This is a genomic window from Pelagicoccus mobilis (genome assembly GCF_016595505.1).
GTDB lineage: Bacteria > Verrucomicrobiota > Verrucomicrobiia > Opitutales > Opitutaceae > Pelagicoccus > Pelagicoccus mobilis.
The window spans coordinates 46,630-66,571 of the sequence record NZ_JAENIL010000043.1; the positions used below are offsets into that span (position 1 = coordinate 46,630).

The 19,942-nt window shown below is 54.8% G+C and carries 19 protein-coding genes; 8 read left to right on the plus strand and 11 right to left on the minus strand.

The genetic code is table 11. The annotated features are described in order from the left end of the window. Positions 1 to 32 precede the first annotated feature (32 nt). Positions 33 to 503, plus strand: a complete 471-nt coding sequence (locus JIN87_RS20290) for a type II secretion system protein (RefSeq protein ID WP_200357449.1) — start codon at positions 33 to 35, stop codon at positions 501 to 503. On the opposite strand, the gene folK is transcribed toward JIN87_RS20290, so the two are convergent. Genes folK through JIN87_RS20335 form a run of 9 tightly spaced genes read right to left on the minus strand, consistent with a single transcriptional unit; the run spans position 490 to position 7,635 of the window. Next, positions 490 to 1,332, minus strand: coding sequence for a 2-amino-4-hydroxy-6-hydroxymethyldihydropteridine diphosphokinase (gene folK, locus JIN87_RS28845; protein ID WP_200357450.1), 843 nt, complete (start codon positions 1,330 to 1,332; stop codon positions 490 to 492). The genes JIN87_RS20290 and folK overlap by 14 nt on opposite strands. Beyond that, positions 1,325 to 1,702 carry a dihydroneopterin aldolase gene (folB, locus tag JIN87_RS20300; RefSeq protein WP_200357451.1) on the minus strand — a complete coding sequence of 126 codons (378 nt, stop codon included), beginning with the start codon at positions 1,700 to 1,702 and terminating at the stop codon, positions 1,325 to 1,327. Before folB ends, folK begins: the two co-directional genes overlap by 8 nt. Further along, entirely contained in the window at positions 1,695 to 2,540 is an 846-nt protein-coding gene (folP, locus tag JIN87_RS20305) for a dihydropteroate synthase (protein ID WP_200357452.1), read from the minus strand. The genes folB and folP overlap by 8 nt, the downstream gene beginning before the upstream one ends. Further along, the gene (locus JIN87_RS20310; RefSeq protein WP_200357453.1) at positions 2,537 to 3,373 is read right to left on the minus strand and encodes an aminotransferase class IV; all 837 of its coding nucleotides are present in this window, start codon (positions 3,371 to 3,373) and stop codon (positions 2,537 to 2,539) included. Before JIN87_RS20310 ends, folP begins: the two co-directional genes overlap by 4 nt. After that, positions 3,363 to 4,685: an aminodeoxychorismate synthase component I gene (pabB, locus tag JIN87_RS20315; RefSeq protein WP_200357454.1), complete on the minus strand. Its 1,323-nt coding sequence runs from the start codon at positions 4,683 to 4,685 to the stop codon at positions 3,363 to 3,365. The genes JIN87_RS20310 and pabB overlap by 11 nt, the downstream gene beginning before the upstream one ends. Next, positions 4,678 to 5,250, minus strand: coding sequence for an anthranilate synthase component II (locus tag JIN87_RS20320; protein ID WP_200357455.1), 573 nt, complete (start codon positions 5,248 to 5,250; stop codon positions 4,678 to 4,680). The genes pabB and JIN87_RS20320 overlap by 8 nt, the downstream gene beginning before the upstream one ends. Before the next feature lies 1 nt (position 5,251). Further along, complete coding sequence (locus JIN87_RS20325) at positions 5,252 to 5,770, minus strand: NUDIX domain-containing protein (protein ID WP_200357456.1); 519 nt, start codon at positions 5,768 to 5,770, stop codon at positions 5,252 to 5,254. Between the two features lie 51 nt (positions 5,771 to 5,821). Continuing rightward, complete coding sequence (locus JIN87_RS20330; protein WP_200357457.1) at positions 5,822 to 6,922, minus strand: Gfo/Idh/MocA family protein; 1,101 nt, start codon at positions 6,920 to 6,922, stop codon at positions 5,822 to 5,824. 11 nt (positions 6,923 to 6,933) lie between these two features. Beyond that, the gene (locus tag JIN87_RS20335) at positions 6,934 to 7,635 is read right to left on the minus strand and encodes a YggS family pyridoxal phosphate-dependent enzyme (RefSeq protein ID WP_200357458.1); all 702 of its coding nucleotides are present in this window, start codon (positions 7,633 to 7,635) and stop codon (positions 6,934 to 6,936) included. A 73-nt stretch (positions 7,636 to 7,708) separates the two neighbouring features. Here JIN87_RS20335 and JIN87_RS20340 point away from each other — a divergent pair, with 73 nt between their 5' ends. Then, positions 7,709 to 8,602, plus strand: a complete 894-nt coding sequence (locus tag JIN87_RS20340) for a LysR family transcriptional regulator (protein ID WP_200357459.1) — start codon at positions 7,709 to 7,711, stop codon at positions 8,600 to 8,602. A 785-nt stretch (positions 8,603 to 9,387) separates the two neighbouring features. On the opposite strand, the gene JIN87_RS20345 is transcribed toward JIN87_RS20340, so the two are convergent. Beyond that, on the minus strand, positions 9,388 to 12,225 hold the full coding sequence (locus tag JIN87_RS20345) for a vitamin B12 dependent-methionine synthase activation domain-containing protein (protein ID WP_200357460.1): 2,838 nt from the start codon (positions 12,223 to 12,225) through the stop codon (positions 9,388 to 9,390). Position 12,226: 1 nt separating this feature from the next. Beyond that, positions 12,227 to 13,318 carry a homocysteine S-methyltransferase family protein gene (locus JIN87_RS20350; RefSeq protein WP_200357461.1) on the minus strand — a complete coding sequence of 364 codons (1,092 nt, stop codon included), beginning with the start codon at positions 13,316 to 13,318 and terminating at the stop codon, positions 12,227 to 12,229. 281 nt (positions 13,319 to 13,599) lie between these two features. Here JIN87_RS20350 and JIN87_RS20355 point away from each other — a divergent pair, with 281 nt between their 5' ends. The 6 genes from JIN87_RS20355 (at position 13,600) to JIN87_RS20380 (ending at position 19,754) form a co-directional block, all read left to right on the plus strand. Then, the gene (locus JIN87_RS20355) at positions 13,600 to 14,430 is read left to right on the plus strand and encodes a CheR family methyltransferase (protein WP_200357462.1); all 831 of its coding nucleotides are present in this window, start codon (positions 13,600 to 13,602) and stop codon (positions 14,428 to 14,430) included. Between the two features lie 177 nt (positions 14,431 to 14,607). Beyond that, a complete protein-coding gene (locus JIN87_RS28850) occupies positions 14,608 to 16,164 on the plus strand; it encodes a sensor histidine kinase (RefSeq protein ID WP_200357463.1) in 1,557 nt (518 codons plus the stop codon). A 50-nt stretch (positions 16,165 to 16,214) separates the two neighbouring features. Continuing rightward, on the plus strand, positions 16,215 to 17,483 hold the full coding sequence (locus tag JIN87_RS20365; RefSeq protein WP_200357464.1) for an HD domain-containing phosphohydrolase: 1,269 nt from the start codon (positions 16,215 to 16,217) through the stop codon (positions 17,481 to 17,483). Positions 17,484 to 17,702: 219 nt separating this feature from the next. Continuing rightward, positions 17,703 to 18,209: a chemotaxis protein CheW gene (locus JIN87_RS20370; protein ID WP_200357465.1), complete on the plus strand. Its 507-nt coding sequence runs from the start codon at positions 17,703 to 17,705 to the stop codon at positions 18,207 to 18,209. 184 nt (positions 18,210 to 18,393) lie between these two features. Then, on the plus strand, positions 18,394 to 18,915 hold the full coding sequence (locus JIN87_RS20375; RefSeq protein WP_200357466.1) for a chemotaxis protein CheD: 522 nt from the start codon (positions 18,394 to 18,396) through the stop codon (positions 18,913 to 18,915). Further along, complete coding sequence (locus JIN87_RS20380) at positions 18,912 to 19,754, plus strand: HDOD domain-containing protein (protein ID WP_200357467.1); 843 nt, start codon at positions 18,912 to 18,914, stop codon at positions 19,752 to 19,754. Before JIN87_RS20375 ends, JIN87_RS20380 begins: the two co-directional genes overlap by 4 nt. Positions 19,755 to 19,942 lie beyond the last annotated feature (188 nt).

The window sequence follows — 19,942 nt, forward strand, 5'->3', positions numbered from 1 at the left end:
CTGTGCCCCTGAACAACTTAACTCCTTTCCAAATGAACAAAGCGACACAATCCAAACAAGGATTCACTCTCATCGAAATACTTGTCGCTATCGTCGTAATCGGCGTCCTCGCTTCGATCGGAATCCCCTTCTTCCAGAAGTACATTCATCAGGCCAAGGCCACAACCTTCGCCAACGACATTCGCATTCTCGCCAACGCCGGAGACCAATACGCCCTAGAATCAGGCTGGTGGGTCGACGACACCTCGAGTGGCGTCTTTCCCGACGAACTCGAAGGTTACGTTTCTCGCCGCAAATTCGAACTCGGCAGCTCGCTGGGTGGCGTATGGGATTTCGAGCAGGACGACGTAGGCGACTTCACCTCCGCCGTGGGAGTGGTCAGCCCAATCGAAAAGGAAGAGCTTTTTGTTATGGTCGACAAGAGAATCGACGACGGCGACCTCTCTACCGGAGTTTTCCAAAAGGTCTCCTCCGACCGCTACTACTACGTTATCGCTGAGTAAAGGTTCCGACCTTCAGCATTACCAAAGTACAGGCTTCAATCGTTTCGATTCCTGCTTCCTCTAAGGATCGACGCACCTCGGCGTTCTCCGTTCCAGGGTTAAATATTACCCGTCGCGGACAGAGCTCCAATAATTCCTCAAGCATAGCCGGTAAACGAGCAGAACCGACATAGAGCGTGAGGGTATCCACCGGCTCGTTACAGTCGGTCATCTTCGCCAAAACCGGCTCTCCCAAAATCTCGTTGCCACGAGGAGCAATTGGCCGAACCACGTGCCCGTATTCCACGAGAAGTTTCTGCGCCATATTCGCATAGCGATCGGGCTTCTCGCTTGCACCTAGAATCGCGACTACCGGATCCATGCGAACAATCCCCTGTTCTTCCAAACCTGGTAAACAGGAACGCAATGGTTCTCCTTCAATTGAAAATTCGGGAGCAAGATCCAACAGAGGAACTACCACAAAAGCACGTTCGCGTACTCTCGGGTGCGGGATCTCCAAATCGTCCTCACGAACGATTTCAGTTCCGTAGAACAGCACATCTAGATCGATGATCCGCGGCCCCCAGCGTTCCTTGCGAACCCGTCCCTGCTCGCGTTCCACTTCTAGACAGAGCTCTAAAAGCTCTCGCGCTGAAAGACTCGTCTGAACACGAGCGACTGCATTCACGAACCAATCTTGGTCAACATTCCCAACCGGATCGGTTCTGTAGAAAGGGGAAAGTTCCAGAGACTGGATACCATCAAACTGGAGCAATCGATTCGCCGCTCGCCTGATATTGCCCGACTTGCAACCAATATTGGACCCTAGGCCGATGAACGCTTCAATCACTTCGCTCCCTCCTTATCGTTATCCCGGCTGATCGAAATTTCCCATCAATCGGCGCTTCAGGCTTACGAACCGTGATACACGTTTTCTCGACCAAATCGAAGTAGCTAAAGATTTCCTCCGAAAGTTGCTCCGCATAGCTCTCGATTAAATCGAAGCGCGCCTCGTCCATCAGCTGCTCCGCCAAAGTGAAGACTTCAGCATAGTTGACCGTCTGGGCCAGCACATCGCTCTGACCCGCCTTTCGAAGATCCACTCCTAGCTCAACATCGATATAGAAGGTCTGCCCTTCTCTCTTCTCATGCTCGAGAACCCCGATGTATCCAAAAAGTTCTACTCCTTCTAAAAATACGGTATCCAACTCTCTACTCATCCAAGTGTCCTCCTCGGTAAATCAGGTCAGTCAATCCCACCGCTCGCACATTTTCGGCAACATCGTGCACACGGAAGAAATCCACCCCTGCCGCCACGCCAGCTACAGTAGTCGCCAGGGTAGGTTCCAGACGTTCTTGCAAAGGTAGCCCAGCAGGTTGCGCCGTAATTCTTTTGCGTGAGCTTCCCAACATCACTGGATACCCAAAACTCACTAGTTCGCTCAGGCCACGCAGAATTTCCAAATCCTCCTGCCGCGTTGTTCCAAAGCCAACACCAGGATCCAAGACAATCGACTCATCGGCAACTCCGATCGCTTTCGCGATAGTCAGAGACCGCTCCCAGCTTTTTTTTATTCTGTCCAAGACACACCCGTCAGTTTCCCCATCTCGACCATTCCGCATCAGGATTACTCCTGCTCCAAACTGGGCGCTCACTTCCGCAAGCTCAGGACTTGTTTGAAAACCACAGACATCGTTAACAATCCGGGCTCCTGCTTTCAAAGCAGCTTCGGCCACTCGAGGTTTCGTTGTATCGATAGAGAAGATACAATCAGCCCGTTGCTCAATAACAGCACTAACGACGGGTTCGGTACGTTTGACCTCCTCCTCGTCATCAACCGGATCATACCCGGGACGAGTGGACTCGCCTCCTAGATCGATAACGCCGGCACCCTCTTCAAGCATTGCAATCGCTTTCGCAGCTGCAGAATCACGGTCGCAGTGAATCCCCCCGTCAGAAAAACTATCCGGCGTCACATTGAGAATGCCCACAATGAGCGAACGGTTTCCGAACTCCAGTTCCCCGTCCCTGATTCGCCAAGTTCGTTTTGCACTCATTCGCTCTTCAACGCCTCCTCCTGCTCCAGTTCAAGGAATGCCGAACGCAAGCGCGGCAGCAGCTCCACAACGTAGCTCTTCTTATTTCCAGCAAGGTCAGTAAAACTCGAAATCGAACGAGGCCCATTACCGGAACTCGTAACAAACGCTTCATCCGCCTCCAGCAAGTCTTGCACGCCAAATTCACCCTCCTCAACGCTAAGCCCCATCTGATGAGCCATTCCAATAATCTTTCCGCGAACGATCCCGTCCAATAAGCCACAGTCCAATTTAGGGGTCTGAAGCACCCCCTGCTTAATCCAGAAAAGATTAGCGATCGCGCACTCGGTCAGGTGATCGTTTTCATTGCTGAAGACACACTCGTCATAACCTGCAGCCTTCGCCTTCTCAAGCTCCAGGACTGACTCCATGTAATTCAAACTCTTGTGACGACTGGTAAACGCCTTCGAAGCTTTCGACACTTCCGACTGGATCGCCTTTATCGGTTCCGGGTCTGGAGGCAGGGTGCCATTCCGAACAAACATTGCCACGGCGGTATCCTTATCGACATCGGATATTATTATTTTGAATACACCACTTTCAACTCCTTCCGCCTCGAACAACTTAGCGGCACGCTCTCTCAGCTCCCTCACATCAATTTGAACGCTCAATCCAGCAGCGGCAATCGCTCTCTGCAGACGAGTCATGTGCTCACCAAAGAAACAAGGCCTCCCTTCGAGAAACTTCATCGTTTCAAAAACACCAAACCCAAATGCAAACCCTCGACTCATAAGTGGCATCGATAGCGAATCCGCATCCAGTAGCTTATCGTCTAAATACAGCTTATTCATCATTTCCTCCATGCAACGCCTTAACCATCGCCTTTGCTTTCAAAAGAGTCTCCTCGTATTCACTTTCTGGATCACTATCCCACACAACCCCACCCCCAACCTGATAAGAAAGAGTATTCCCCGCGAGACGCAAGGTCCGTATCGCGATATTCAGGTCAGCACGACCTGACATATCAAAATACCCGATCGAACCCGTGTACACGCCACGTTCGCCGCGCTCTAGGTCATCGATCACTTGCATCGCCCGTATCTTCGGAGCTCCGGTGATCGACCCACCCGGGAACATCGCTTTCGCACAAGCCATCGCATCCACTCCGTTTTCCAAGGTGCCACTCACATCGGCCGTCTGATGGATAACGGTCGCATAACGTTCCAGACGAAACAACTCGTCCACTCGCACACTACCCGGTTCACAAACTCGGCCGAGATCGTTTCGCTCGAGATCCACAATCATCAAAAGCTCGGACCTGTCTTTTTCGGAACCACGTAGTTCTTCCTCATTCCTACCCGCTTCAATTTCGGACCCACCCGTCGCTCGTGTTCCTTTAATCGGACGGGTCGTTGCCCCCTCTCCATCGACATACAGAAAGCGCTCTGGAGACGAGGAGACAATCTCTTCGTCACCAAAACTCAAATACGCAGAATAAGGTGCCGGACTATACTCCGCCAGACGAAAGAACAATTCTAGACCTGAGCCACGAAACTGAGCTTCAAATCGCTGCGACAGGTTCACCTGATAAACCTCCCCCTGGCTTATCAAACTGCGGATGGACTCGACCCGCTCGCAATACTCTTCCTTTTCGAAGTTGCTCCTCAATTCCGAACACAACTCAAAATCACCACTTAACGATCCGGTTGCGCCAAAAGCCTGCTCAACAATTGGTTCGACAGCAGCACTGGCCGCTTCGCTCTCAGCAACCAACCAAGTCTCTTCTGTTGAGTGATCAAAAACGATACCGCCCTGATAATACCCAAAGCGACCCAGAGGTTTCTCTGTGCTCCTAAACCCAAACTTAGCTCTCTCGAGTTGCCTACCAGCATCGTACGAGAAGTAACCGATAAGTCCGCTGTAGAACGGTAAGTCCCCACCCGATTGTTTTCCAAACTCAGGGTACGCTTTTTGCAGCTCGCCGAAGCAATCACTCTTCTCTCCGAACAAAGCAATCTGCTCCTTCGGATTCGCGGCTAGGATGCTGTAGCGACCCAAACCGTACGCCTGCAAACCGCTGTACAAGAAAGCCAAGCCTGGAGAACCTTCGAGCCGCTTAGCGGCCGCAAGGGGCTCGAACGGAACCTCAAGCTTTCGCTCAAACACACTCCACCTCCAACGCGTTCCTTAGGAGATCCAAACCCTGTTCCGTCAGATACGCCTCGGGGTGAAATTGGACTCCAGAGATTGGATACAGCTTGTGCCGCAACCCCATGATCTCACCCTTTTGCGATCGGGCGGTGATTTCTAGGCACTCCGGCAAACTCTCCTCCTCCACAATCAACGAATGGTAGCGCGTCACCTGAAGCGGATTTGCCAAACCGGCAAACAATCCAGAATCATTGTGGTTCACCAAACGAACCTTCCCATGGACTGGCTCAACCGCTTGCACGATTTTCCCACCGAAGTAATTCGCGATCGTTTGCATTCCAAGACAGATACCGAGTACAGGAATGGAGCTGTGCACAGCATCCAATATTTCCCTACAAACACCTGTATCCCCAGGATCGCCTGGACCAGGAGATATGACGATCAAACGGGGTTTCAATTGCTGAACATCCTCAACTGAAAGATCATCATTCCGACGCACCAAAACGTCTTCCCCCATCATTCTCAGATATTGGGAGAGATTGTAAGTGAAGGAGTCGTAATTGTCGATGAGCAGAATCATCTCAACCTCCGACCTTACTCTCTTCTATTAACGGAGCGTCCTCCCCATCCGAGCGAAGGATGTGCAGCACTTCATCTTCGTCCAAGATACGTTCAAAGAGGATCTGGCGATCCAGGCTCGGTATGTTGAGTCCCGAAAGCTCCCTTCGGTCAAAGAAGCGAAACTCGCCTTCCTCGATTTCAGCAGGCAAGTCAGCCAACGGACGTAGCACTTGAAAAACGAACATCAACCAATGCCCAGTCCCTTCGTAATCCTTTTCGGAAAGGATAGAGCGCAGAGCCAAATCTGATGCCACGAGCTCAACTCCGATCTCCTCAGCGGCTTCGCGAACCGCGCACTCGTAGGGCGATTCACCAGTGGACATCTCAAGCTTGCCGCCAACCGCGCACCATGCGCCGAGATTAGGCGGACGCTTCCGATTGATAAGAAGCAACCGTCCACCTTCATCCTGAAAATAGAGCAAAGTCCCGATCCGATATCGGGAGCTCGTTTCATTTGGACTGGCAGGAGGAGAAGCCACGTGCAGGCATCCTGCTAAGTGATTCGTCCGCGACAACGCTTTTCTAGGCCATCAAAACAAAGGAGCTGCCCCATCCGAAGCTCTGATCGCAGGCAAGCTCTCGAAGGTTGATTCGATTTGGACTCGCTGGCCGCTTTCCGCCGATTCCTCACAGGCCAGCATCGTGTCGAAGACGTGGTAAGCGAGCTCACCATTCGCACGGTGCTTCCTGCCATCCCGAATCGCTGCCGCCAGATCCGCCAGGCCGATTGCCCGCATCCCTTCGTAGTTGTGCTGCCACGACACCTCTTCCCAGTCTTGCCCGGCTCGACTCACTTTTAACGGACCCTCAAATCCATTCGGATCCGGCAGAGAGAGATTTCCCTCCGTTCCATACACGGTCAGCATCGGCAAATCGTGGCTGCCCTGCACATCAAAGCTGAATATCGCGTTCACGGTCGCTCCATTCGAGTACTCGATCACGCTCACGTTATGAGTCAGCGTCTCGACTGAAATCTTCTCTCCTTCCAGCGGTCCACTAGCAACAGTCCGCTCATCGAACACTTTCTTAGCCGACGAAATCACCGAAACCGCCGGACCGAATAGATTCGCCAGAACCGTCAGGTAATAAGGGGCCATGTCCAAAACGGGACCTCCTCCTCTCTTGTAATAGAATTCTGGATTAGGGTGCCAACGTTCGTGCCCCGGACAGGCAAAAAATGCGGTGCCACCAAACGGTTTTCCAATGAAGCCTTCATCGACCAGTTTCCGAGCAGTTTGCAGCGGCGAGCTCAAAAACGTGTCTGGAGCACAGCCCACCCGCAGGCCTTTCTCCTTAGCGAGCTCCAGCACCTCTTGCCCTTCTTCTCGGTTGGTAGCGAAAGGTTTCTCGCAATAAGCATGCTTTCCAGCCTCCAGGATTCGCTTGTTGATCGGCGCGTGAAATTGAGGAGTGGTGAGATTCAGAACGATCTCCACCTCGGGGTCTGCGAGAAGCTCGTCCACCGAAACCGCTTTCGCGATCGAAAATTCCTCCGCCCGCGAAGCTGCTAACTCGAGGTTCAAATCCGCGCACACAACCACCTCGATCTCCGAGAACAAGGTCGCTCCTTTGAAGTACTGCGGACTGATGTTCCCACAGCCAATAATACCAATTCCTACCGGTTTGCTCATATGACAAAAAACTAAGCGTAGACGCGTCGACCAAACAAGGCCGTCCCTACTCTAACCATGGTACTGCCCTCCAGAATAGCCTCTTCCATATCGCCACTCATCCCCATGGAGAGTTCCGGCAAAGCAACACCAAACCGCTCGCTCAACTCATCCCTGCACTCTCGCAATGAGGCAAAGCATCGGCGAGCCACATCCAAATCATCGGACAAAGCCCCTATCGTCATCAGTCCGTCCACTCGCAGATTCGAGCATTCCAAAGCCGCTTCGAGCAAGGTCGGAGCATCCTCCAATTCTGCACCCGATTTCGCAGGGTCGCGCCCCGCATTTATCTGCAATAACACTGGCAACACGCGTCCCGCTTCTCCGGCATGCCTATCCAGGACCTTAGCGATCTTTGCCCGATCCACTGTCTGCACCCGGCCAAATTTCTCTGCCACTCGCTTCGCCTTGTTGCTCTGCAAGGGTCCGATCAGTTCCCACGAAAGCGCCGGGTCCACGTCGTCCATTTTGCCCAAAGCTTCCTGCACTCGGTTTTCGCCCACTGCCCTCAATCCCGCATCCCAAGAGTAGCGGGCGACATCTACCGGATGGTTCTTGGTGACCGGCAAAAGCCTAACCGACTCCTCCGTGCGGCCCGCTTTTTTACAGGCATCCGCAATTTTTGCTCTAATTTGCGATAAATTTGTCTTAAATTCTTCGAAACGTATTAGCATTAAAATTCCTACTGTTTAGTATTGCTTTAATAAGCACGAATAATATACCTAGACACAAAAAAAGAGTCCCCTCATGCAAATAGACAACTTCAAGATCTTCGCCGACTTAGTCGAAACCAAAAGCTTCTCCAAGGCCGCCCGCCTCAACGGCGTAACCCAGTCGGCCGTTAGCCAGCAGGCTCGATCGATGGAAAAGCACTTTGCAGCCCTTCTCATCGACCGCAGCCAGAAGCAGTTCCAACTCACTCGCGAAGGCGAGCGCGTTTACCAATCTGCCAAGGAAATCCTGCACGGTTACGAGAAGCTGCTCAGCGAGTTGATGGAAATGCGGAAAGTCATCTCTGGCACCATCCGCATCTCCACCATCTACAGTATCGGCTTACACGAGCTGCCACCGTACATTAAGAATTTCCTCAGCGAGTTCCCGAACGTGAACGTGCGCGTCGAGTACCGCCGCTCCAATCTCGTCTACGAGGACATCCTTCATAACTCAGTCGACTTCGGTCTTGTCGCCTTCCCTCAGAAGAACCGCCAAATCGAGATCACAGACTTCCGCAAGGATCGCCTCATCGCGATTTGCCACCCGAACAACCCGCTCTCCAAAGAGAGTAGCCTCACGCTTCCGGTTCTCGCAGATCACAAGTTTATCAGCTTCGATCCAGACATTCCGACTCGCAAGGCCGTCGACCAGATCTTCAAGGACCAGAAGATCGAGATCGATCCGGTCATGGAGTTCGACAACATCGAAACCGTAAAGCGCGCGGTAGAAATCGACGCCGGTATCGCTATTGTACCAAAGGCGACTGTCCTTCAGGAGATCAAGCAAGGCACCCTCGCTGCGGTACCAATCGATGGCCCCGCATTCGACCGCCCGCTCGGCATTCTGCACCGCAAGGGCCGCGTACTCACGCCAGCGATGAAGAAGTTCATCGATATCCTCACCGGCCAAGACCTGCTCGGCGACTAGGATCCAAATTTTATAACCTCTCGAAAAAGCGAAGCGCCAACGGCCTTCGCTTTTTTCGCATATCAACTCCTACAGACTCCTCTACCGGAGTCGGTCCGGCAAGTCGCTTCCGGGTAGGCGAAGTCATGTTCGAGGTCAAAACCTCGGCTTTCGATTTGAGTAATACCCGGAGGGTATTTCGAGATGAGGAAACGATGTTTGGGACCGAACAGGGCAAGTATACGAAGGAATGGATTTGTCGGATCGATTCCTATAAAAAGGTCGGGGCCGACGATAACCCCTAACGCCGGCCCCGGATTGTCTGCTTCTGCCAGGATTGGCAGCAGCGTCACTCCCTCAATCCCTGTTACCAGGGACGGACCTTCGAACAGCATCGCCTGCGCCAAAAAGGCCCACAGGCCCAATTCGGTGCAAACAAGGGCAACTTATTCGCCGCAGCGTCTGAATTAATGCGGCTGCGAAGCGCTTCGTGGCTCAAATCTGAGCGCCGTTGCCCAGAGCCATCTTGATATAAGCGAGGACATTACAAGCCAATCCCTGCCCCGATCAGGAGCGGCACGGTAGATCCCTGCCGCCCCCTTTCCTTGGCTACGTAGATAATCTAGTCGAGCGAAGGGGTTATTCTAATCGCTCAAACCGATGACCTCTACACCTGCTCAAAGAGCAGTATCCAAAATTTCTCCACAAGAAGTACGCCTATGCGTAATACTCAATCTAGAAGGTAGTATCCAAATGCTGCTTACTCTTACAACGGAAAACTCGCCAATTCAAAACCGGCAACCGCCTCAAGGCTGATAGCCCAAATTCGGAGCCAGCCACTTCTCCACTTCCTCGACTGTCATCCCCTTGCGCGTCGCGTAGTCCTCGACCTGGTCCTTACCGATGCGTCCGACACGAACATACTTGCTGTCCGGATGCCCGAAGTAGAGTCCCGAAACCGATGCCGGCGGATTCATGGCGTAACTTGTGGTGAGTCCCACTCCTGTCGCCTTTTCCGCATCCAAGAGATTCCACAAAGCTCCCTTCTCAGTGTGGTCCGGACAAGCCGGATACCCTGGAGCGGGCCTGATCCCTTTGTAGCGTTCGCCGATCATCCAGTCGTTGTTCGCGTGGCTCTCGCCCTTGCCGACCTTCAGGCTGTCGCCAAACTTGAAAGGCTCTTCCGCCCCGTAACCCCAGCGGTCACGAACGAGCTTGTGACAGTACTCAGCTGTCGCCTCCGCAAAACGGTCGGCCAATGCCTGAATGATGATAGCCGTGTAGTCGTCGCCGTTCTTTTTGAACTCGGCAGCGTAATCTTCGATCTCTTGCCCTGCGGTTACGCAGAACGCTCCCATGTAGTCGGCCTGACCTCTTTCCTTCGGAGCGACGAAGTCACACAAGCTTCCACAGAGTCCTTTGCTGTTCTCCTTCTGACGACGAAGGAATCGGAAGGTCTCCAAAACCTCTGCACGGGACTCGTCTGCGTAAACCTCAACGTCATCCCCGATTCTATTCGCCGGCCAGATACCCAGGACAGCTCGCACATGCACGCGGTCGTTTTCGATAATGTCATCGAGCAGACGAAGCGCGTCGTTGTAGAGCTTGGTCGCTTCTTCACCACGCTCCTTGTGGCTGAGAATCTTCGGGAACGCGCCTTTCATTTGCCACGCCATGAAGAACGGCGTCCAGTCAAAGTACTCGACGATCTCTCTCGCTGGCAGCTTCTCGAAAACTTCGGATCCCAACTGGCTTGGAGTAGGAAGAGAAGTGAAATCCAACGCGATCGCCTTCGAACGTGCATCCTCCAAAGAGAGGATTTTCTCAGGCTTCTTGTTGTTCTCCGCGAAACGAACACGTGCCGCCTCGTGCTCTTCTTCGAGCTGCTTGATGAACGCGTCCTTGGTTTTTGGATTCATCAGATCGCCGCAAACACCAGTCACCAGCGAAGCATCCGTCACATGCGCCACGGGGCCCGAATAGTGAGGCGCAATCTTGATCGCCGTGTGAGCCTTCGAGGTTGTCGCTCCGCCGAGAAGCACAGGCGTCTTCATGCCACGCTTTTCCATCTCCGAGACGTTCTTGATCATCTCATCAAGAGACGGAGTGATCAGGCCGGACATCCCGATGAAATCAGCATTCTCTTTCTCAGCGACTTCCAAAATCTTATCGACCTCGCACATCACGCCAAGGTCGATCACTTTGTATCCATTACAGCCCAACACGACACCCACGATATTCTTGCCGATATCGTGCACGTCACCCTTGACTGTAGCGATAACGAAGGTACCCGCGGAAGCACCGTCCTCCTTGTCGTCCTCCATGAACGGCAGTAGGTAGGCCACCGCCTTCTTCATCACGCGAGCGCTCTTTACCACCTGCGGCAAAAACATCTTACCCGCGCCAAAGAGTTCACCGACGACTTTCATGCCGTCCATGAGCGGACCCTCGATCACTTCCAACGGACGATCGAAATTCTGGCGAGCTTCCTCGGTATCCGCTTCTATGTGGGTGGTGATGCCTTTGACGAGCGAGTGCGTTATACGCTCCCCAACGGAACCATTACGCCAATCGTCCTCGGCTACTTCATCCGTTTTTTTTTGAGCTTCAGGAACCGCTCCAGCGCCACCCTCGAGGAACTTCTCCAGGATCTCTGGATTGCCTTCCTTGGTGGCTCGTTCGAACAGCTCCCGCAAAGTATCCATACCCTTGAGCATGGCTTCGTGGATACGTTCTTCAGGCGTACCTGCACCGAGCTTCGCTTCGCCTGACTTTATCTGCTCCGCAAAGGTGATCAGCTTTTCGGTCGCCTCGTCGTTGCGATTGAGAATGACGTCCTCCACCAACTCCTTTAGCTTAGGATCGATCTCCGCGTAATCCATCAAGAGCCCGGGATTGACGATCGCCATATCCAAGCCTGCCTCCATCGCGTGATGGAGGAAAACCGCGTGCATCGCTTCACGGACAGGGTTGTTTCCGCGGAAGGAGAAAGAGATGTTCGACAAGCCACCGCTGGTCATGGCACCTGGACACTCACGCTTCACATCGCGAACCGCTTCGATGAAATTAACCGCGTAGTTGTTGTGCTCCTCCATCCCGGTCGCCACCGTGAGGATGTTCAAGTCGAAGATGATATCGTGCGGATCCATCCCGACTTCTTCGACGAGAATCTTGTAGGAACGCTTCGCGATCGCGACCTTGCCTTCCTGGCTGTCCGCCTGCCCCTTCTCATCAAAGGCCATGACCACCACGGCAGCACCGTAGCGCATCAACAAACGAGCCTGCTTGCGAAACTCGTCTTCACCGCCCTTGAGGCTGATAGAATTGACGATGCACTTACCCTGCACGCACTTCAGACCGGCCTCGATCACCGACCACTTAGAGCTGTCGATCATGATCGGTACCCGGCAAATGTCGGGCTCCGAAGCGATCAGGTTCAGAAAGCGAGTCATGCAGGCCTCGCCATCGAGCATACCTTCGTCGAAGTTCACATCGATGATGTGAGCCCCCTTCTCGACCTGCGTACGGCAGATTGCCAAGGCATCCTCGAACTTATCTTCCTTGATGAGCCGCTTAAATTTCGGTGAGCCGGTCACGTTCGCACGCTCACCGACCATGATAAATGGTTTCTTACCTTCGCTCATCTTATACTAGAAAATTCATTGGCTCCAAACCGCTCAGAAGAAGACCCTTCTTTGCTTCAGGCACTTTACGACTCTCAAATTCCTTCATTCGCTCGGCGATCGCTTTGATGTGAGGGGGTGTCGTCCCACAACAGCCACCCACCAAGTTCACCAGGCCTTCACTTGCAAACGTTGCTACAGCGTTCCCCGTAATCTCCGGCGTTTCATCGTAACCCGTATCGCTTAGAGGGTTGGGCAAACCTGCGTTCGGATACACGTGTACAAACGTATCCGCTACGTCTGACAACTCCTTGAGGTAAGGGTGCATCAGGTCCGCACCCAAAGCGCAATTCAAGCCCACGCATGTCGGCTTGGCGTGACGAATGGAGTTCCAAGCCGCTTCCGGGGTCTGCCCCGACAAGGTCCGTCCAGACTGATCCGTGATCGTCAACGACACGATCACCGGCAAACGCTCGTCCATGGTGTCGAACAAATCCTCAATCGCGTGCAAAGCAGCCTTTAGATTCAAGGTGTCAAACACCGTCTCAGGCATGAGAATGTCCACGCCGCCTTCGACCAAGGCTTCGGCTTGATCGTAATACGCCTGCTTCAGTTCGTCGTAGCTCGTCGCACGGTACTCCGGGCGATTCACATCCGGCGAAAGGGAAGCCGTCCGATTCGTCGGCCCCATCGCGCCAGCCACCCAAAGCGGGCGACCCTGCTTTTCCGACTCCTCAGCAGCCACTCGCTTCGCTAGCTTCGCCGACTCTATATTAATGTCGCGAACGCGATGCTCCAACTTGTAGTCCGCCTGGGCGATCGTGGTGCCCGAGAAAGTATTGGTTTCTACGATGTCAGAGCCCGCCTGATAGTACTGGCGATGGATGTCGCCGATAATGTCCGGACGCGTGATGCTCAGCAGATCGTTGTTGCCCTTTAATTCACCGGCTACGTCAGCAAGCGAATCGTCGCGAAAGTCCTTCTCCTCCAACTTATGGCGCTGGATCATGGTACCCATTGCCCCGTCCAGAATTACGATCCGCTCACGGATCAAGGCCTCCAGAGCCTGTCCGGACTTACTAAGTGGTTTACTGTCAGGTAATAATGCCATCATTAAAGAAATTTTATATCAACATATTATGATATGATGATACGTACAAGTGCAAATCGCATAGAAATCGGCTCCCCTCCCCTCCGCTCAACTTCATTTTCAAATCTCATTACATCTATCCCCTCAAGTTACTCAGAAAATGAGCGATTTAATACACTCGCAACTAAGTACACCTACTCACCAGCAGCATGAGCTTCAGTCTAACACGGCTTCGACGTCCTCTCGCACCGAAGAGCCAGGCGCCAGCGCCCAAACCAGCTAAAATTCCACTCGGATTGACCCCTATGGGCAAGATCACCACTCAAGACTACAATTTCATTCGCGACCTTATCTACAAGGAGACACGCATCAACCTCGGCGACAGCAAGCGGGAGCTCGTCAGTGCAAGACTCGGTAAACGCCTCAGAGCCAACAGCCTCGGAAGCTACACGGAATACTGCAAACTCCTCCAATCCAACCCGAACAGCGGCGAGCTCTACCACCTGATCGACGCGATCTCGACCAACCACACCTTCTTCTTCCGCGAGATCAACCACTTCAATTTCCTCAACAGCCACATCCTCCCCGAGTTTTCCCAAGGACGCTTCGGCTCCACCAACGAACTAAAAATCTGGAGCTGCGCCTGCTCCACCGGCGAAGAACCCTACTCGCTCGCCATCGCCCTCGAAGAATACCTTGGACACCAGCCTTGCTCGGACTGGAAAATCCAATGCAGCGACATTTCCAACCGCGTCCTGGATTTCGCATCCAAAGGCATCTACGACCGGGACCGCCTCAAGAACGTCAAAGCCGAGTGGCTAAAACGCTACTTCCAAAAAGGCGAAAAGCAGATGGACGGCTACTTCCGCGTCCGGCCCGAGATCTCCCGCAAGCTCAGCTTTCAGCGACTCAATCTCTTCGCCCCCAAGTACCCTTGGTACGAGAAGTTCCACGTCATCTTCTGCCGCAACGTGATGATCTACTTCGATCGCGAAACCCAACAGGAGCTCGTCAGCCGACTCTCACAATTCCTCGTCCCAGGCGGCTACCTCCTCATCGGTCACGCCGAAAGCCTCGCTGGCATCAATCACCCCTACCAGTCGATCAAGCCAGCGATCTACCAGCTGCCCGGCTAAGCCGCAGGAGCAAAACTCAAAAACCGAGGCGCCAACACAGCGCCTCAAGCAGTAGCGTTTTTGTAAAAAACAATTGAAATCCGGCTGGATTTGCCAGAGCCGAGTTGCCAGCACAACGGGAAGGCACAAGCGTTCCCATTGACTCGACTTTAGAATCAAACTCACACCAGCCGACACGTGCCCGCACCCGATCCCATACGCGCGATCCCCGCCGCAGCGAAAGACGCCGCAAACCTCTCTTCGCCCGGTCCCGGAATCACCTACCTGCTCGACTTCCCCAGCAAGCGCCTCCTCTCCTTCAGCAAACTGGAAGGCCGCTTCCCAAACGCATTTTATAAACTGCTCGAAGCCAACGAACGCTGGGAAGACCTCGTGCTGGAAAACTTCCGCAGCGCCTACTGCGAAGCGAACTCCGAACAAAACTTCCAGGAAGAGATCCGCTACCGCATCCAGATAAACCGACGGAGCGAAAGCCTGCCCGTCGTCGACTACCGGGAAATCATTCGAGACGCAGACGGAAACGCCACCGCCATCGCCGGCCGCCTCGTGGACGACTCCTTCCACTCCGTCGCATTCGACGCCCTCGCCCGCCGCTCCTGGAAAGAGATCGCCGGCAGCATGACCCGTCGCTACCTGCACGACTTCAACAACACCATCGCCGGCATCTACTCCCTTAGCGAGCTCTACGCCGAACCCGGTTCCGACCCGAAGTCCACCGCTGAAGCCATGGGGCACATCCGAGATTGCTCCATCCGCGCCCAGGACCTCACCAAAAAAATCCGCCACCTCACCTCGCTCGAGCCCGGCCACGAAAGCCTCTTCGACCTCGGATCCCTCGCCGAAGAACAAAGAGAATACATGACCGCCCTTCTCCCCAAAGGAGCCAGCATCAATCTCGAGATCCAGCCCGGCCAGCACCCCATCCGCATCGATCCGAACCTGTTCCGGCAAGCAATTCTCCACCTCACCGGCAACTCCAGCGACGCCTGCGGCGACGACGCTGAAATCTCCATCCGCATCACCCAACACGAGCAAAACGGCCAACAACTCGCCTGCCTCGAATTCGCCGACAACGGCACCGGCTTCAAGCCTGAGGAACTCTCCCAAGCCACAGCCCCCTTCTATACTACAAAGGACAGCGACAACCACCCAGGTCTCGGCCTCAGCATCGTCAGCAACTTCGCCGCCGAGCTCGGAGGACACATCGAACTCGCCAACACCGACAAAGGCGCCCTCGTCCGCTTCTGCCTTCCCCTCCTCGAAACCGCCCCCTCCAAGCCCGCCGAAGCGCCGCCGCCTCCCAAGCCGCGAACCCCCGGCAAGCCCACGACCGCGAAGCCCGCTCCCGCCTCCGCTCCCAAGACCAGCGAAACCATCAAACTACTCGTCTACAGCTGGGAAGACATCAGCCGCCACCCGCTCCTACTCGCCATGAAAAAAGCCGGCTGGGAAACCACCGTCCACCTCGAGCCCGGACCGCTGCTGCTCGATCTCCTCGACGCCAGCGACGACCTCAACGGCGTGCTCGTTTTCAAAAGCGCTCTCGACGAAAAAGCCGAACCCCTCATCTCCGAGCTGGGCCAAGCTCGCGGCTGCGACAAGGTCGCTCTCGTCACCCTCGGTGAAAGCCCTGACGCCCTATCAGTTTCCGCAAAAAGGATTTGCGGATTCACCGCCCCCGGCACATCAAAACCCACCGCCTTGCTCAACAAGCTCCACGCCTTCTTCCGCTAGGACACTCTGACTAGCCCAAGAGCCCCCAACCACACTTTCGACAGAAGCAAATGAGAATCTCCGAGCCGAGATCCAGCAACATCCTCGTATTGGACGACGACGAAATCGTCCTGCTCGCCATGAAGGAGACCCTCGAACGCGAGGGCTATAAAGTCACCGCCTTCACAAGCCCGAACGAAGCCATCCAGGCCGTCGGCCAAAACCGCTACTCCACCATCATCTCCGACCACCGCATGCCGGAAATGACCGGCCTCGAATTCCTCGATCAGTGCAAGCAGATGCAACCCAACGCATCTCGCATCCTCATCACCGGAGTCCTCACCCTCAACACCGTGGTCGAAGCTGTGAACAAAGGCGAAATCTTCCGCTTCCTCGCCAAACCCTGGATCCGCGAAGAACTGCTCGCCACCGTCGAAAACGCCGTCCAACGCTACGCCCTCGTCGAAACCAACGAAAAGCTGCAAGCCGACACCCTCGATCTCAACGAAAAGCTCGTCGCCAGCAACTCCGCCCTCGAGGAAAAAGTCCAGCAGCTCCAAGAACAGACCACCGCACTCGACGAAGCCAACCAAGCCCTCGAGCGAAACTTCAGCCACTCGCTCGAAATCTGCTTCCGCCTCATCGAGGCCTTCCACCCCATTCTCGGGCAGCAAACCAAGTCAGTCGTCTCCATCTGCTCCGAAATCGCAAAATCCGACCTGCTCGAGCCCCGCGACGCCGAAGTCCTCAAAGTCGCCTCCTGGCTCTACAACCTCGGCCGCATCGGCCTGCCTCGCGACCTCGTTTCCAAAAGCCTCAACGACGCCCAGAGCCTCACCGAGAGCGAAGAGATTCTTCTCCAACACTACCCCGTCTACGGCCAGACCCTCGCCAACTTCGTCGAAAACCTCAACGAAGTCGGACAAGCCATCCGCTACCACCGCGAACGCTTCGACGGCATCGGCTACCCAGACAAGCTCAGCCGCGAGAGCATTCCCATCCCCGCCCGCCACCTCGCCGTAGCCGTCGGTTTCGTCGAGTGCAACCTCCCGCGCGACCAAGCCCTCGAGTTCATCATCCGCGAGTCCGGACGCGCCTACCATCCAGAAGCCGTCCGGCTCTTCATGAAGAGCTCCAACCTCACCAACCTCCCCAAAAAGGTTAAGGAAATCACCCTAGCCGAACTCGAGCCAGGCATGGTACTAGCCAAAGGTATCTACAGCCCCTCCGGCCTCCTTCTCATTCCAGAAGAAAAGCGACTCACCGGCGGCATCATCGGCAAGATCAAGGAGCACGACTTCGCCAATCCCATCACGCAACGCCTGATGGTCTTTCGCTAGCCGCTCCCCATTCAAGCCCCACGCGTATCCAGATACACCCCTGCAAAAGTGTAAATAGATTGCGCGTAAATACCCTAGAGCAGCAAACAACGCGGCTTAGGCCCTAGAATCTACGCATCTGGGGGTATCGACGCCTATTTTATCCTTAAGGAACGAGGCAGCCCGACCGATCTAGCTCATAATAAATCGCATTCCCACGAAAACCACCGAGGAAAAATTATGAGCAACCTCACGTTCGAAGACACTTCCACAAACACCACATCCTTCTCTTCCGGCAAATTTCTCACCTTCACCCTAGCAGAAGAATGCTACGGCGTCGAAGTGCTCAAGATCCGCGAAATCATCCGAATGCAGAAGATCACCCCCGTTCCCCAAATGCCGGAACACGTAAAGGGTGTCATCAACCTCCGCGGCAAGGTCATCCCAGTCGTTGACCTCCGCGTGAAATTCAATCTCCACGCAGGCGAAGCCACCGAGCGCACCTGCATCATCGTCGTCGACGTAGACGGCGGACAAGGCGTCAACCAGCTCCTCGGGCTCGTAGTCGACGCCGTAGAAGAAGTTCTCAACGTCACCGAAGGCGACGTTAAGCCGTCCCCAGACTTTGGCACCCGCCTCAGCACCGAGTGCTGCCTCGGCATCGCCAAAATCAAAGACAGCGTCAAGACCCTGCTCGATATCGAAAAGGTCGTCTCCAGCGAACTGGAAGACGCCCTCGGTTTCTAAACCGCCGGGCCACCCACCCGGAATCCGCTCCCCACTCTCCCTCGACGAGTCCCGCCCGCCCAAACGGGGCCCGTTTTTACATCCCCTACCTTCCACAGGACCCTCGACTGTCACAAAGTCCGAAGACTTTCTGCCACCGCGTTACGCACCACCTTAGACCGAGCACAGACAGACCTTTGACCACATGAGCGGAGCCCCTACTCTCCCATCCCTATTTCAGCAGCGAGTCGTCGTAGGCGTCGGCGACCTGGCAGTATCCAACAACGCGAACGTGAACCTCAGCACCTTCGCCCTCGGATCCTGCGTCGGCATCATCGTCTACGACAAAGACGCCAAAGTCGGCGGCCTGATCCACATCATGCTCCCCGACTCCACGCTATCTCCCGACAAAGCCCAGAAACAGCCAGCCATGTTCGCCGATACCGGCATCCCGCTCATGTTTCGCAACCTCTGCGGCCTAAAAGCCGAACGTCGACGCATGAAAGCCTTCGTGGCCGGAGGCGCCTCCGTCATCTCTGGTTCAGACATGTTCAAGATCGGCGAACGCAACATCATGGCCGTCAAGAAACTCATCTGCACCCTCGGCATCCAAGTCGTCAAAGCAGACGTAGGCGGCGTCAACAACCGCACGATCCATCTCAACGTCGGAACCGGCGAAGTGACCCTCAAAACCCCACTTGGAACCTCTAAATTCAGCCTAGCATGACTGTAGAAGACCTAATCCAAAAAACCGACACGCTGCCCCCCGCGCCGGAAGTTCTCCCCAAACTGGTCAAGATCATGAAGGATCCGGACACGGATTCCAATGATATCGTACAGCTGATCTCCACAGACGCAGCCATCATGGCAGGCGTGCTCAAACTCAGCAACTCAGGCGCCTACTCACCCCCTTCACCCGTCACAGACCTCAACGACGCCGTCGCCATGCTCGGCATCAAAGAAGTCTACCGCATCGTCAATCTCGTCTCCAGCGGAGACTACCTCGACGGCGCCCTTCCAAGCATGGACATCGGCAAAGGCAGCCTTTGGGCTCACAGCCTCGCCGTCGCCCTCATCATGGACCAGATCGCCAACGACGTTTGCGACATGGACGGCCTCCCCTACACGCTCGGCCTCCTGCACGACATCGGCAAACTCGGCCTTCACCTCGGCTGCGGCGAGCAATACGTGGATATTTTCAAAAAGGTAGAAACCGAGCGCCTCAGCCTCGACAAGGCGGAGAACGAAACCCTCGGCTTCGACCACGCCCTCGCAGGCTCCAAGATGCTCGAGGAGTGGTCCTTCCCCGAAGAGGTTTACATGCCGATCCGCTACCAGTACAATCCTCAGGAAGCCCCTGAAGAGCATCGCCAATTGGCAGGCGCCCTTCATCTCGCCAACTGGGGAGCCGCCGTCATCGGCTGCAACGACGGTCGCGACTCCTGGGCCCTCGACATGATCGAAGGCGCCTTCGAAATCGACCAAAGCGCCCTCGAAATCGCGATCCTCAATGCCCGCGAAAAACTCGAGCACGCCCGCCAAGCCCTCAACGTCGGCGAAAACTAAAACAGGAGGGCAACGCTCCGCGGGCTGTTGCCCAAAGAACAAGAGGACAGTCGTTTCTCCCAACTCGAGCTTGGATAGGCCAAAGGTTCCAGTATGATGGTTCCCGTCATGATGGGAACCCATGTACCTCAGTGCGAGCTGTTCAGCTATCGCGTCAATCTCGACCAACGAGTTCGCGACGACCATCC